The 14,805-nt window shown below is 68.2% G+C and carries 12 protein-coding genes; 5 read left to right on the top strand and 7 right to left on the bottom strand.

Annotated features, from left to right (window positions below; translation table 11 throughout):
- Positions 1-57 precede the first annotated feature (57 nt).
- Genes mnhG through HNR11_RS06080 form a run of 6 tightly spaced genes read right to left on the bottom strand, consistent with a single transcriptional unit; the run spans position 58 to position 7,356 of the window.
- Entirely contained in the window at positions 58-444 is a 387-nt protein-coding gene (mnhG, locus tag HNR11_RS06105) for a monovalent cation/H(+) antiporter subunit G (RefSeq protein ID WP_058888109.1), read from the bottom strand.
- Positions 437-1,024, bottom strand: coding sequence for an MrpF/PhaF family protein (locus HNR11_RS06100; protein WP_179441561.1), 588 nt, complete (start codon positions 1,022-1,024; stop codon positions 437-439). Before HNR11_RS06100 ends, mnhG begins: the two co-directional genes overlap by 8 nt.
- Positions 1,024-1,743: a Na+/H+ antiporter subunit E gene (locus tag HNR11_RS06095; RefSeq protein WP_179441560.1), complete on the bottom strand. Its 720-nt coding sequence runs from the start codon at positions 1,741-1,743 to the stop codon at positions 1,024-1,026. Before HNR11_RS06095 ends, HNR11_RS06100 begins: the two co-directional genes overlap by 1 nt.
- The gene (locus tag HNR11_RS06090; protein WP_179441559.1) at positions 1,743-3,473 is read right to left on the bottom strand and encodes a Na+/H+ antiporter subunit D; all 1,731 of its coding nucleotides are present in this window, start codon (positions 3,471-3,473) and stop codon (positions 1,743-1,745) included. Before HNR11_RS06090 ends, HNR11_RS06095 begins: the two co-directional genes overlap by 1 nt.
- The gene (locus HNR11_RS06085) at positions 3,473-4,285 is read right to left on the bottom strand and encodes a Na(+)/H(+) antiporter subunit C (RefSeq protein WP_179441558.1); all 813 of its coding nucleotides are present in this window, start codon (positions 4,283-4,285) and stop codon (positions 3,473-3,475) included. The genes HNR11_RS06090 and HNR11_RS06085 overlap by 1 nt, the downstream gene beginning before the upstream one ends.
- Positions 4,282-7,356: a Na+/H+ antiporter subunit A gene (locus tag HNR11_RS06080; protein ID WP_343050600.1), complete on the bottom strand. Its 3,075-nt coding sequence runs from the start codon at positions 7,354-7,356 to the stop codon at positions 4,282-4,284. Before HNR11_RS06080 ends, HNR11_RS06085 begins: the two co-directional genes overlap by 4 nt.
- 116 nt (positions 7,357-7,472) lie before the next feature.
- Here HNR11_RS06080 and HNR11_RS06075 point away from each other — a divergent pair, with 116 nt between their 5' ends.
- Positions 7,473-8,846 (top strand): MFS transporter, encoded by a 1,374-nt coding sequence (locus tag HNR11_RS06075; RefSeq protein ID WP_218849660.1) that lies wholly within the window; start codon positions 7,473-7,475, stop codon positions 8,844-8,846.
- 38 nt (positions 8,847-8,884) lie between these two features.
- Here HNR11_RS06075 and dcd read toward each other — a convergent pair whose 3' ends face one another.
- Complete coding sequence (dcd, locus tag HNR11_RS06070; RefSeq protein WP_179441556.1) at positions 8,885-9,463, bottom strand: dCTP deaminase; 579 nt, start codon at positions 9,461-9,463, stop codon at positions 8,885-8,887.
- 90 nt (positions 9,464-9,553) lie between these two features.
- Here dcd and HNR11_RS06065 point away from each other — a divergent pair, with 90 nt between their 5' ends.
- From HNR11_RS06065 to HNR11_RS06050, 4 genes are all read left to right on the top strand, one after another.
- On the top strand, positions 9,554-10,012 hold the full coding sequence (locus HNR11_RS06065; RefSeq protein ID WP_179441555.1) for an SseB family protein: 459 nt from the start codon (positions 9,554-9,556) through the stop codon (positions 10,010-10,012).
- An 89-nt stretch (positions 10,013-10,101) separates the two neighbouring features.
- On the top strand, positions 10,102-11,064 hold the full coding sequence (locus HNR11_RS06060) for an AEC family transporter (RefSeq protein WP_179441554.1): 963 nt from the start codon (positions 10,102-10,104) through the stop codon (positions 11,062-11,064).
- Positions 11,065-11,117: 53 nt separating this feature from the next.
- Positions 11,118-12,188: a hypothetical protein gene (locus HNR11_RS06055; RefSeq protein ID WP_179441553.1), complete on the top strand. Its 1,071-nt coding sequence runs from the start codon at positions 11,118-11,120 to the stop codon at positions 12,186-12,188.
- A 22-nt stretch (positions 12,189-12,210) separates the two neighbouring features.
- Entirely contained in the window at positions 12,211-14,778 is a 2,568-nt protein-coding gene (locus HNR11_RS06050; protein ID WP_179441552.1) for an HAD-IC family P-type ATPase, read from the top strand.
- Positions 14,779-14,805: the final 27 nt, after the last annotated feature.

Below are 14,805 nucleotides of genomic sequence, written 5' to 3'. Positions count from 1 at the left end.
CTGCCTGCGCCGACCTGCCTACGGCGGACCCTCGCCGGTCCTCGGTGAACCGGCGGCTCAGCCGCGGGAGGGTGGGATGTCCCGGCTGATCCGCTCCACTGCGCTGGCGAGCTCGTCGTGGGTGAGCAGGTCCCGGCGCATGTGTTTGGTGCGGTAGCCGGAGCGGCCCACCACATGCGCGCTGACCGGGGCGGTGAGCAGCTGCAGCCCCCAGGCCAGCAGCACGATCGCCACCCACTCCCAGGATCGCCAGGTGATGGCGGCGGCCAGCAGCAGGGACAGCAGGCCGAGCACCTGGGGTTTGGTGGCGGCGTGCATCCGCGAGTGCAGGTCAGGCAGCCGGACCAGCCCGACGCCCGCGGCCAGGGACATCAGACCGCCGATGAGCAGCAGGACCGAGGCCACGGCGTCGAGGATCAGGTCCGTGTCGAGAGCGTCAAGCATCGTGCCCCTCCTGGGTCGAAGACCTGCCTGGGGTCCGGCCCGAGGCAGGATCAGCACCGGACTCGGTCTCGCCTGAGGTGCGCGCAGGAGGGGTCGGATCATCGTGCCGGCGCGGAGTGAACCCGGAGCGGGTCAGCGCGGAGAACCACGAGGTGGACTCGTCCTCGCCCTCCTCGGCTGCCAGGCCAGGCATCCGAGGCGTGCTCACCGGATCATGGGGGGCCTCCGGTTCGTTCTCCGCGGCGACACCCGGGATGGCCGGCGCGACCGGCGGGGCGGGGTATGGGTCCTGCTCAGGAGTCTGGCTCGCCACCTCCTCCGGAGAGCGCACGACCACGTAGCGGGCGATGGCCACGGCGCCGAGGAACCCGATCACGGCGGTGATCACGACGAACATGATGAAGTCCTGGTGGTCGTTGACCACCATGTCCAGGATCATCATCGAGGCCACGATGATGAGCATGACGTCCAGACTGATCACCCGGTCCAGCACGGAGGGGCCCTTATAGACCCGGTAGACGCTGCCGAGGGCGCCCACGGCGAGCAGGACCTGGGTGATGGGCACCGCGATCTCCAGCATCAGTGCTCCACCTCCTCGATCGTGGTCCGCTCGGACGGGACGGGACCGCCGGGGGTCCGGGTCGCGGCGGAGTCCCAGGTGGAGCGTTCGGCATCCCGGTCAGCCCCGCGCGGAGCATCTCCGCGGTGGATGAACGGGGTGTCGCGCTCGGTCTTGGAGAAGCCCGACATCCTGCCCAGTCGCTTCTCCGCCTTGACCACCGCCACATCCGAGCGGTTCCCGCAGGTCAGGATGAGCAGCGCCTCGGTCTTCAGCGCATCCTGGCGGATCTTCTCGGCGTCCTCATCAGAGTTCACGTCCAGGGCGTGGAGGTAGAGCGTCGCCGTCGTCCGGTCCACGTCGAGGACCAACGAGCCTGGCACCAGGGCCAGGGCGTGCCCGGTGAGGGTGACGATCAGGTCATCGTGGCTGCGCAGCTGCACGGAGATGATCGAGTTCTTCACCCTGGGCCCGACGACGATCGCGATCCAAGACACCTGGAAGGAGGCCGCGACCATCTTCATCAGGAAGCGCACGGTGAACACCAGACCCCACAGCGGGTTGAGCCGTCCGCTGCCGCGCAGCGGGGGCAGATAGAACACCCGCACGATGATCGTGGCATAGACCACACCGATGATCAGCGTCCCAAGGGTGAAGTCCTGCCAGATGGCCATCCAGAAGAAGCCGAGGAACGCGATCAGCGGCAGCTCCAACTTCAGCGGCGTCTTAGGTCTCTTCATCACTGATCATCCTCGTCTGTGATCTCCGGGACAACCTCGGCCTCTTCGTCATCGGGCTGCAGCGAGGTCTCCACGGGGGCGTGCTCGGCGGCGCCGTCGTCGTCGAGCTCATAGTCGATCAGGAAGGTGGCGGCGTAGTCCTGAAGCTCATCGCGGACGCCCTCGGTGCGCTCGGGTCCGAAGACCGCCTCCAGGTACGGGGTGCGCTCATACATGTCCTGGGCGGCGGCCCGCGAGAAGTCCATCAGAGGTCCGGCGAAGACGGTGAAGGCCAGCGACAGCGCCACCAGCGCCGCCGTGGGCGCCACCATGGACATCGGCAGGAAGCGCTTGTTCGCGGCACGCGAGTGGGCCAGCGTCTTGGACATCAGCTGGCGCTCCGGGGTCTCGTCGGCGTCCTCAGGCTTGCGCCAGAAGCCGCGGGTCCAGATCCTGGCCACCGCCATCAGGGTCAGCAGCGAGGTCACCACCGAGGCGATCACCAGCGTCCAGGTGATCCAGGTGTTCTCCGCGATTCCGCCCTGCATCATGCCCAGCTTGCCGACGAAGCCGGAGAACGGCGGAATCCCGGCCAGGTTCATCGCTGGGATGAAGAACAGCAGCCCCAGCACCGGGGAGATCTTCGCCAGTCCGCCCAGGCGCAGCACGTTCGAGGTCCCAGAGCGGCGTTCGATCAGCCCGGTGACCAGGAACAAGGTGGTCTGGATGGTGATGTGGTGAGCCACGTAGTAGATGGTCGCGGCCATCCCGATGATCGAGCTCAGCGCCAGTCCGAAGACCAGATAGCCGATGTGGCTGATCAAGGTGAAGGAGAGCATCCGCTTGATGTCCGCCTGGGCCAGGGCACCGAGGATGCCCACGATCATGGTCAGCGCCGCGACGATCATCAGCGCCGTGTTGATCCGCTCCCCCGGGAAGAGCAGCGTCTCGGTGCGGATGATCGCATAGATGCCCACCTTGGTGAGCAGGCCGGCGAACACCGCGGTGACCGGAGCCGGAGCCGTGGGGTAGGAGTCCGGCAGCCAGAAGGCCAGCGGGAAGACTGCCGCCTTGATGCCGAAGGCCACCAGCAGCATCACGTGCAGGGTCAGCTGCATGCTCGGGTCAAGATCGCCCAGCTTCAGCGCGAGATCGGCCAAGTTCACGGTGCCGGTGGCGGCGTAGATCATCCCGATGGTGATCAGGAACAGCATCGAGGAGACGATCGAGACCACCACATAGGTCACGCCCGCGCGGATCCGGGACTCACCTCCGCCCAGGGTCAGCAGCACATAGGAGGCGGTCAGGAAGATCTCGAAGCCCACATAGAGGTTGAACAGGTCACCGGCGAGGAATGCGTTGGAGACCCCGGCGACCAGGATCAGATAGGTGGGATAGAAGATCGAGACCGGGCCGGAGTCATCCTTCTCCTCCGCGGCGCCCTGGCCCACCGCGTAGAGCAGCACGCACAGGGTGATGATCGAGGAGACCAGCAGCATCAGCGCCGCGAACCGGTCGATGACCATCACGATGCCGAACGGCGCGGGCCAGCCGGCCAGGTGGATGGCGTGGGCACCGCCGTTCCAGACCTGGCTGAGCAGCGTGATCTCCAGGATCACAGTGATCACCAGCGCTCCGATGGTGATCGCGCGCTGGGCCGACTTGCTGCGGTAGAAGGCGAAGGCGAATCCGGCGCCGAAGAACGGGACCAGCACGGCCAGGGGTGTGAAGCTGAGCAGCTCGGCGTTCATCAGCGCAGACCTCCTTCGCTCGGGTCCGGTCCGTCGTCGGGATCGCTGGTCGGGGTCTCGGAAGCCGATCCGCCGGCCTCAGGGTTCTCGGTGAGGTCGGTGTGGGCACCATCGTCGGTGGGATCGGCGTCGGGGTCGACAGCGGCCTTCCGCGGCGGGCCGTCGGCGCGTCCGGCGCCGAGGGTGACATCGAGCTGATCAGGGTGCGTCCCGCCGTCGCGCACCGCATCGGTCGCATCGGCGGCCTCCGTGGTGTCGCTGACCTCAGTGGCCTGCGTGGTCCTCGTGGCCCCCGCGGTGCTTGTGACCCTCGTGGCCCCGGTGACCTCGGCGGTCTCGGCGGCGTCTGATCCGCGGCGTGGGTTGAGCAGCTGTCGGCCCGCGGCATCGGTCTCGTCGGTGAACTCGGTGGTCTCGGTGGCCAGCTCGGCGTCCTCCTCCACGTCGTGGACGTTGGCGTAGGAGGCGATGCGCCGGTCCTCCTCGTCATCGGCGAGCTCGTCCTGACGCGCCAACACCCAAGACCGGTAGATCAGCGCCAGCATGATGCTGACCAGGGCGAAGGCGATCACGATGGCGGTGAGCAGCAGCGCCTGAGGCAGCGGGTCGAGGTATTCCTCGGCGGCGATCTCAGGATCGTAGATCGGGGCCAGGCCGGCGCGGCCGGCGGTGTGCAGCAGCAGCAGGTTCACCCCGTTGGAGATCAGGATGATCCCCAGCAGCACCCGGGTCAGGGAACGCTCCAGGAGCAGGTAGATGCCGATGGCGAAGAGCGCGCCCATGAGCACCAGCAGCGTCAGGTTGATGGTCATCGTGCCACCCCCGCGGAGGTCTCGCCGTGGATGCCGTGGGCGGTGGTGGACGCGCGCTGACCTTCACGTTCGCTGCGCACATCGATCTCCGAGCCCAGGCTGCGCAGGATGTCCACGATCAGGCCGATCACGACCAGGTAGACCCCGACGTCGAAGAGGATCGCGGAGACGAAGTGGTGCTCGCCGAGGATCGGGAGCGTGAGGTAGAAGTCGAAGGACTGGAAGGCCTGTCCACCGGCGATCAGCGGTGCCAGTCCGGTGAAGCAGGCGATCGCCAGGCCCCAGCCCATCAGGGCGCCGGCGGAGAACGGGATCGCAGCCTCCAGCTCGTAGCGTCCACCCGCCAGGTAGCGCAGCACGAAGGCCAGTCCCGCGAGCAGTCCGCCGGCGAACCCGCCGCCGGGCAAATTGTGCCCGGCCAGCAGCAGGTAGAGCGAGATCATGATGATCCCGTGGAACATCAGTCGAGTGATCACCTCGAAGACGATGCTGCGATGCTCCGGAGCCACGGTGCGCCCGGCCACCAGCCACGCCTCCCGCGCCACGGTGGCGAAGGAGCGGGCCACCTTGATCTCGCGGACCTGACGCGGGGAGAGCGCCTTGTCCGAGAGCACCCGCCCGACGGAGCCGCTGGGCACCTCGTGGAGCTCGCGGCGCTGCACATCACGGCGCTTGACGAAGATCAGCGAGGCGACGCCGGTGGCCGCGGCGGCGAGCACGGTGATCTCACCGAAGGTGTCCCAGACGCGCAGGTCCACCAGGGTGACGTTGACGATGTTCGCACCCTGCCCGACCTCATAGGCCATCCAGGGGTACTCCACCGAGACCGGTTCCGCGGTGCGGGCGTTCATCGACATCACCGCCACGGCCATCATGACCAGACCGAAGCCGACGCCCAGAGCGGCCCGGCCGAACTTGAACCGGGTGGGGCTCTGGGTCCAGATCCCGGCCGGCAGGCTGCGCAGCGCGAGCACGAAGACCACCAGGACGATCGACTCCACCAGCAGCAGGGTCAGGGCCAGGTCCGGGGCACCCTGCAGCGCGAAGATCCCGGCGATCCCCCAGCCGCACAGCGAGACCATCAGCACCGCCATGAAACGCTTCGGCGCCCAGATCGCCCCGCTGGCTCCGGCGAGGATGACCAGCGCCAGGACCACCTGCAGCGGCTGCTCCGCGATGATGTAGGAATCCAGCGCCCAACGGTCGGTGACCCCGGACCCACCGGGGGCGCCGAAGATGACCACCGAGAGCGGCACCAGGGTCGCCACGGCCAGGATGATGAACAGGTACCAGCCCAGCGCGCCGCGCTGGGTGCGGGCCGTGACCCAGGAGGAGAGCATGTCCACTCCACGCACGGTGGCGCGGTAGCCGCGCTCGGCGTCGAACACCGGGGGCACCTTGGCCTGCCACCGGGCGAAGGGCTCCCGGGCACGGAAGAGCAGGTAGCCCAGGACCCAGGTCAGCACGGAGAGCCCCAGCACCGGGGTCAGTCCGTGCCAGAGCGCGAGGTAGGTCGGCTCGACCTCCGGAGCCACCGGGTCGAACAGCGTGGAGAACGGTTCGACCAGCGCCTGCGCCGGCTGCGGGAGAAGCGCGAGGACCAGTGTGGCGCTGGCGAGGATCATCGGGGCGGCCAGGAAGACCCGGGGCACCGGACCCTTGAAGACGGTCGGCGGCACCGTCGCCCCGGAGGGCTCCCGCTTCGTCGCGAAGGCGCCCCAGAGGAAGCGGGCGGAGTACGCCACGGTCAGCGCCGAGCCCAGCACGACCCCGATCAGCACCAGCCAGCCCCAGGGCAGCACCGAGCCGGCGGCGGTGATCTCGGCGTAGCTGAAGAACGACTCGAAGACGACCTCTTTGGCCACGAAGCCGAAGAGCGGAGGGAGCCCGGCCATGGACGCGGTGCTGATCAGCGCGACGATGAACAGCGGCCGCTGGGTCCGCGCCAGCCCGGAGAGGCGGCGCAGATCACGAGTCCCGGACTGGTGGTCGATGATCCCGACCACCATGAACAGCGCCGCCTTGAACAGCCCGTGGGCCAGCAGCATGGCCAGTCCGGCGAGCGCCGCGTCTTCGGTGCCCAGCCCGTTGATCATGATCAGGAAGCCCAGCTGGGAGACTGTGCCATAGGCCAGCACCAGCTTGATGTCCGTCTGGCGCAGCGCCCGCCAGGCCCCGACCAGCATGGTCAGCAGCCCCAGGCCCAGCACCACCGGCAGCCAATAGCTGGTCTCGGAGAAGCCCGGAGCGAAGCGCGCCACCAGGTAGACCCCGGCCTTGACCATGGCGGCGGCATGCAGGTAGGCGGAGACCGGGGTCGGTGCCGCCATCGCGGCGGGCAGCCAGAAGTGGAACGGCACCAGGGCTGATTTGGAGAGGGCGCCCAGCAGGACCAGGGCCACTGCGATGTCCACGGCGGTCGCCGTCGCCGGGTCGGAGACCAGTTCCGGGGCGGCGGCGAGGATCTCGGAGAGCCGGTAGCTGCCGGTGAGCTGACCCAGCCAGAGCAGTCCCACCAGCATCGCCAGGCCGCCGAAGGTGGTCACCAGGAGTGCCTGGATGGCGGAGCGGCGGGCGTAGATCCGGTGTGCCGAGAAGCCGATCAGCAGGAAGGACAGGATCGTGGTGAGCTCCCAGAACACGAAGAGCATCACCAGGTCATCGGAGAGCACCAGGCCGAGCATCGAGGCGGCGAAGGCGAAGAGCTGCGCCGCGAAAGGGCCGGCGGCGCGCTCCGTGGCGGAGAAGTAGCGCGCGCAGTAGAGCATCACCAGGGCGCCCACGCCGAGGATCAGCACCGACATGGCCAGCGCGAGGGCGTCCATGCGGAAGGCCAGTTCCACGCCGAACTGCGGGATCCACTCGATGACCTCGGCCGGGGGCGCGTTCGGCGCGCCGATGCCCGCCGACTGGTCTGCCTCGAGCACCGAGGGGATGTAGCCGAGGATCAGGATCGTGGCTGCACCCAGGACCGCGGCGAGGAAGAAGAAGGTGCGGCGGCCGAAGCGGTGGAAGAGGAATGGGGTCAGGATGCTCAGCGCGAACAGCGCCGCCAGCATCCAAATGATCACGTACCCCGCTCCTCTCCAGTCATCAACTCCTCGCACGCCTGACTGCGAGTCCCTGAAAACAAGGTTCTGCGGCGGCAATCCTCTCTATGTTAACAAACCAGGGTTACTATGCCGCAATGAGCACCACTGAGCCCGCCGCGGCGACTGTCCTCGAGCCGTTGAAGAAGCGGCTGATCGCGGTCTGGAGCCTGTGGAGCTGGGGCAACGCCACAGTCAGTGCGGTCATGGTGACCTTCGTCTTCGGGACCTACATCGCCGACGCAGTCGGGCCCGGGGGTCAGGGCACGCAGTACCTGACCACGGCGAACACGATCGCCGGGCTGATCATCGCGCTCACCGCCCCGGTGATCGGGCAGCGCGCGGACAACGGCGGGCAACGACGACGCTGGCTCGCCATCAACACGCTGATCGTCGTGGCGCTGGTCGCCGCGTGCTTCTTCGTGAAGCCGGATCAGGCGTATCTGGTCCTCGGGGTGACGCTGATGGCCACGATGACGCTCTTCGACGAGTTCGCGAACCTGAACTACAACTCGATGATCACCGACATCGCGGACTCCCCGCGGATGGGTCGGGTCTCGGGGGTCGGCTGGGGCTCGGGCTATCTGGGTGGCATCGTGATCCTGGCCATCGTGTACTTCGGACTGGTCGCCGGGGAGCCGCCGCACCTGTTCGGCCTCGGCGAGGACGAGATGGTCAATGTCCGGGCCGTGGCGCTAGTGGCCGCCGCCTGGTTCCTGATCTTCTCGCTGCCGCTGCTGCTGACCCCGCTGAAGACCGCAGACCAGGACGTCGTCCAGGAGCGGGTCAGCGTCCTGGAGTCCTACCGCCGGCTCCTGGGACTTATCCTCGGGCTCTGGCGCGAGGACCGGAACACCTTCTGGTTCCTGGTCTCCTCCGCGATCTACCGGGACGGGCTCTCCGCGGTGTTCACCTACGGCGCGATCCTCGGCGTCACCGTCTTCGGATTCACCACCTCAGACATCCTGCTCTTCGGCATCGCCGGGAATGTGGCGGCGGCGCTGGGGGCGTTCATCGGGGGCTGGTTCGATGATCGGGTCGGTCCGCGTCGGGTGATCGCCACCTGTGTGATCGCGCTGATCCTGACCGCCGGGCTGCTGTACTTCCTCGACGTCGAGCGCAGCCTGGGCGGGTTCGTGATCACCCCGACCGGAGCCTTCTGGGTCTTCGGGCTGATGCTGTGCGTGTTCGTCGGGCCGGCGCAGTCCTCCTCCCGGGCCTTCCTCGCCCGGCTCGCCCCGCCCAGCCGGGCTGGAGAGCTCTTCGGCCTCTACGCCACGGCCGGGCGCAGCGTGTCCTTCCTGACCCCCGGGCTGATCGCGCTGCTGCTCCTCAGCGCCGGCGGCAGCGACAAGGCGATCATCCTCGGGGTGGTGGTGATCCTGAGCATCGGGCTGGCCACCCTGGCGCTGGTGCACAATCCCACCGGGCCGGCAAAGATGCGCGAGCACCGGGTGCTCAGCCGCAGCTGACCCGACTCAGCGGATCAGCGAATCAGCGGATCAGCGGCTCAGCGGATGATCGTGCGGTGGAAGTTCGCGTGGCTGCGTGAGGCGGTGGGGCCACGCTGTCCCTGGTAGCGCGACTGGTGCACCCCGGCCCCATAGCCGTGCTCGGCCGGGGAGGTCAGCCGGAAGAAACAGAGCTGCCCGATCTTCGAGCCCGGCCACAGCTTGATCGGCAGCGTGGCCATGTTGGAGAGCTCCAGCGTGACCTGCCCGGAGAAGCCGGGGTCGATGAAGCCCGCCGTGGAATGGGTGAGCAGCCCCAGTCGACCCAGTGAGCTCTTCCCCTCAAGGCGTGCTGCGACGTCGTCGGGGAGGGTCACCGACTCATAGGTGGCACCGAGCACGAACTCCCCGGGATGCAGGATGAAGGGCTCCTCCGGGTCCACCTCCACCAGCCGGGTCAGCTCCGGCTGGTCCGCGGCCGGGTCGATATGGGCGTATTTGTGGTTGTCGAAGAGCCGGAACATGCGCTCCAGGCGCACATCGACGCTGGAGGGTTGGATCATCGAGAGCTCCAGCGGGTCCAGGGTGATCCGCTCGGCGTCGATCTCGGCTCGGATGTCTCGATCAGATAGCAGCACCCGCCCAAAATACCCCAGCTCCTCGGTGTTGGAGGATCAGACGGGCCCGCTCGCATTGCATTCTGCGCGCGTCCGTGATCGCGTAGAGACATGACCGAGACTCCTGAAACTCAGCCCGAGCAGACCCCCGCCACCGATGTGCCGACCGGCTCCGCCGCCACCCTCGAGCAGGTCCTGATCGAAGGCAAGGACGGCAAGGCCCAGGCCGGAGAGATCATCCGGACCTTCCTGACCAGCAGCGTCTTCTTCCTCAGCCCCGAGGAGGTCAACGACGAGACCGGTTCGGTGAACCCGCTCACCCTGCAGGACAACGAGGGCAACCCGCTGATCGCGCTGTTCAGCACCACCGAGAACATCCCGGATGACTACAAGGAGCACGCCCCGCACGCCGTGGAGGCCCCCGGGGTCGCCATCGTGCAGTCCATCACCGGAGCCGGCGTGATGATCGACGCCGGCCAGGAGCATGGCTTCCAGATCTCCGCAGAAGGCGTGGAGCGGATCCGCACCGACTTCATCAGCCCCGCCGAGGACGCCGAAGCCCAGTCATGAGCTGATCCGCGCGTCGCAGCGGCAGGCCCGGGGCCCCACCGGGGCTAGAGTGTTGAGCTGAATCTGCTGCGAAGACGGGGAGGGGTGTCATGGGCGCGGTCCTCTCCGGCTTCACCATCATCTGGCTGATCATCGCGGTCGGCTGGATCATCGGCAGGTTCGGGGTCCTGGGTCCCGACGCACGGGTGGCGCTGAGCCGGGTCGCGTTCTTCGTGGCCTCGCCCTGCCTGCTCTTCGTCACCATCTCCGAGTCCTCGTTGCGCGCGGTGCTGGGACCGCAGTTCCTGATCGCCACCCTCGGTGCGCTGAGCACCTTGCTGGCCTTCGTGCTGATCGGACGGTTCCTGCTGCTGAAGTCGCGGCCCGGCTCCGACCTGATGATCGGCGGCATGAGCGGGTCCCTGGTCAACGGCGCGAACCTCGGGTTCCCGATCGCGGCCTATGTGCTCGGTGATGTGGCGCTGGCCGCGCCGATCATCATGTTCCAGCTGGCGATCTACACCCCGATCTACGTCACCGCGCTGGACCTGCTGACCCGCGACCAGGGTTCCATGCCGAAGGTCCGCCCGCACCCACGGATCTCCGTGCTGCGCAGTCTGGGACAGTCGGCGGTGAACCCGATGATCATCGGGGCCACACTGGGCCTGCTCTTCTCCTGGCGGCAGCTGAGCTTCCCCACCCCGGTGCAGGAAGCCATCGAACTCCTCGCCGGAGCCTCGATCCCGCTGATGCTGCTGGCCTTCGGCCTCTCCCTGGTGGGCAGCCGCCCCCTGGACAAGGCCACAGGCCGGCGTCGTGACGTGTTCCTCGCGGCGGGACTGAAACTCATCCTGCACCCGGTCCTGGCCTGGCTGCTGGCCGCGGTCGTCTTCGGCCTCGACGACCACCAGGTGCTCGTCGCGGTGGTCATGGCAGCGCTGCCCACGGCACAGAACGTGCTGGTCACCGCCGTGCGCTACCAGGCCGGTGAGGTCATCGCCCGCGACACCGTGCTGCTGACCACCATCGCAGCGATTCCCACCGTGGTGCTCGTCGCCGCCCTGCTGGGCTGAGCGCAGCGTCCCGAGGCTCGGGATGCCACACCGGTCGTTGCTACGCTGAACCCATGTCGCAGGTCCATCACTCCGCCCCGCCTCCCCCACCGGAGGCTCCGGGACGTCCATCCGCGCACCGCGGACTGCTGGTGGCCTGGGCCGCCGCACTGGTGATGGCGCTGATCGCCGGAGGGGTCGCCATCTGGCAGGTCAGCGAACGTATCTACACGCCGGGCCACACCGCCGAAGAGTACTGGGACTCCATCACCCGGGGCAGCGGCTCCGAGACCCTGGGCTTCTTCGACCCCTCCGTGCTGGAGGCGACGCAGGACGAGAGCGTGGACAGCCTGCTGCTCGACGGTGAGCCGCTCGCGCGCAGCACCGCCGGGATCGAGAACGCCCGATTCGGCGAGGACCTCGAGCATCAGGGACGTGCGCTGATGCAGTTCGACGCCGCGGGCGAGAGCTTCGAGACCCAGCTGCCGATGACGGTGCGGCAGAGCACGCTGGGAGTCTTCGATGACTGGGAGCTCAGCGCGGCCGCGATGACCCAGATGCAGATCGACGTGCCCGGCGCCGCGGCGGGCGGCATCGCTGCGATCACCGTCAACGGGGAACCGGTGAACCTTCAGGAGGACTCCGCGACGCTGCGCAGCTATGTCCCGGCCGTGGTGGGGACCGCCGTGAAGAGCGAATGGCTGGTCGGGAGCAGCCGGTATGTGGTGGTCCAGGACGCCGCCGAGCAGGGCGAGAGCCGGACACATCAGATCGAGCTGGAGCTGGAGGCCTCCGAGGCTGCCCAAGAGCTGCTCCACGAGGAGGTCCAGGCCTATCTGGCCTCCTGCGCGGAGCAGCAGGTGCTGATGCCCGCCGGCTGCCCCATGGGCATCAATACCCCCAATCAGGTGGCCACAGAGTCGATCAGCTGGCAGATGCCGGACCCCGAGGAGCTCACCCTCGACTTCGACGATCAGGGATGGCAGATCACGGGGACCGAGATGCAGGCCACGATCCGGTTCGACTCGCGGCACTTCCACGACGGGGCAAGCCTCCAGGAGAGCCACCAGGTGGACTTCGCGCTTGACGTCGAAGTCGGTGCCAGCGGCGAGGAGCTGATCGTCGCGGTCTCCGGATCCGATTGACCCACCGGTAGACTCTCCCCCTGTGGCTGCCCAGAAGACTGCGATCCGCGACGCAGCGGAGACCCGGTCTGCCGTGGACCCCGAGGTTCTTGAAGCCGATGGGCTGAGCTCGGTCCAGGTGCTGGAGCGGCACCGGCTGGGACTGGACAACGTCCAGCCGCGGACCACCTCGCGCTCGGTCACCGATATCCTGCGCACCCACCTGATGACGCTGTTCAACCTGATCATCGGGATCTGCGCGCTGGCCATCATCGTGCTGGGACGCTGGCTCGACCTGCTCTTCGCCGTCGCCGCGGTGGCCAACGTCTTCATCGGGCTCTTCCAGGAGTACAGCGCCAAGCGCAAACTCGATGCGATCGCGCTGCTGCACCAGGACCAGGTCCGGGTGCTGCGCGACGGCATGCTCCTGGAGGTCCACCGGGAGCAGATCGTGTTGGACGACGTCGTCGAGCTGCGCCGCGGCGACGAGGTCCCTGCCGATGGCGCGGTGCTGCGCTCCGAGGGACTCGACGTGGACGAATCCATGCTCACCGGGGAATCCGACGCCGTGGCCAAGCGCCGCGATGACCGCCTGCTCTCCGGGACCGCCGTCGTCGCCGGCTCCGGGCGGTTCCGGGTGACCGCGGTCGGCGAACGGGCCCATGCGGTGAAGCTGGCCACCGAGGCCAAGCAGTACCAGAAGATCAACTCCGAGCTGCGCCGAGCCATGGAGAGGATCGCCTTCTGGCTCTCGCTGGTGCTGCTGCCCATCGTCGCAGTGGTGCTCAACGGGCAGATGCAGGCCTTCGGCGGCTGGGGCAGCGCGTGGGAGACCGGGCAGTGGCGCGACGCCGTCCTCACCTCGGTCTCCTCGGTGACCGCGATGATCCCGCAGGGGCTGGCGCTGATGACCACCATCGCCTTCGCCGTGGCCGCGGTGAGTCTCTCCAAGGAGAACGTGCTGCTGCAGGAACAGCCGGCCGTGGAGGTCCTGGCCCGGGTGGACGTGGTCTGCCTGGACAAGACCGGCACCCTCACCGATGGCACCATCGCCTTCCACGGTGCGACCGCGCTGAGCCCGCAGGGACTCCCCGCGGTCCGGCGTCGGGACCCCCGGTCCACCGCGCTGGAAGGCACCGAGGAATGGGAACAGGTCTTGGCGTTCTTCGGTGCCGACGAGCGCGCCAACGCCACTGCAGCGGCCCTGCGCGCACCGTATACCGCGCTGCCCCGGCACCGCGCGGCCAGCCAGGTCCAGTTCTCCTCGGCTCGACGCTTCTCCGCGGTCAGCTTCGCCCAGGACGCCGGCGGTCTTGCCGGGCACTGGGTGCTCGGCGCCCCGGAGATCCTGCGTGGCGGGGCCACCGACGCCCGGGTGCAGACCGAGGCGCTGCTGCGCCGCACCGATGAGCTCTCCAGCCAGGGGCTGCGCACGATGCTGCTGGCCCACGCCCCGCTGGAAGGCCCCCTGCCCGCGACCGGGACCGGTCCGCTGGGGCGCGGGCACCGACTCCCCGAGGCCATGGTCCCGGTGGCGCTGCTGACCTTCAAGGAGAACGTCCGCCCCGAGGCGCACGCCACCTTGGAGTACTTCCGGGAGCAGAACATCGCGCTGAAGGTGATCTCCGGAGACTCCCCCAAGACCGCGGCCGCCGTGGCCCGTGAGGTGGGGATGGTCGTGGAGGGCGACGCCGTGGACGCCTCGACGCTGCCCGAGGATCCTGCGGCGCTGCGCGAGGTCCTGGAGCACCATGGCGTGTTCGGCCGGGTCTCCCCGGAGCAGAAGCGCACCATGGTGGAGGCGCTGAAGGCGGCCGGGCATGTGGTCGCGATGACCGGGGACGGGGTCAACGACGCGCTGGCCATGAAGAAGGCAGACCTGGGGATCGCCATGGGCGACGGCGCACCGGCCACCAAGGCGGTCTCCCGGATGGTGCTGCTGGACGGGCGCTTCGACCGGCTCCCCTCGGTGCTGGAACAGGGGCGCAAGGTCATCGCGAACACCGAGCGGGTGGCGCATCTGTTCCTGTCCAAGACTGCCTACGCGATCCTGCTCGGGCTCATCTATGGGCTGCTGTTCTGGGAGTTCCCCTTCCTGCCCCGCCAGTTCTCCACCGTGGACTTCCTGATGATCGGCTTCCCCGCCTTCTTCCTGGCGCTGATGCCCAATCCGCGACGCTACCGCCCCGGGTTCCTGCGCCGCTCGATGCTCTTCTCCATTCCGACGGCGATCGCGATCGTGCTCGCAGTGGTCACGGTCAGCGCGTTCGGCCGCTACCTGCAGGAACCCTCCGCAGCCATCCAGACGGCGGCGACGCTGTGCCTGACCGCGGTGGGGCTCTGGGTGCTCAACGTCGCCCTGCGCCCGCTGACCTTGCCTCGAATCGCGCTGATCGCGATGATGTACCTGCTGCTGGGCGCGGTGCTGCTGGTCCCGATCTCCCAGCAGTATCATCTCTTCGCGATGCCCTCCGCCGAGCTGCTGGCGGCCGCCTTCGTCGCCAGCATCCTGGGCTGCGGCCTGGTCGAGGTCGGCAGCCGAGCGGTCACGGCGCTGACCAGCCGGCGAGCAGGACCAGGGAATACCGGCCCTGCTGCGGACGCTGGATAATGGAGCACGTGATGAGCACCCGACCTT

Origin of the sequence: Nesterenkonia sandarakina, from assembly GCF_013410215.1 — a bacterium.
GTDB classification, from domain to species: domain Bacteria; phylum Actinomycetota; class Actinomycetes; order Actinomycetales; family Micrococcaceae; genus Nesterenkonia; species Nesterenkonia sandarakina.
This window is presented reverse-complemented; position numbering and strand designations above follow the sequence as displayed.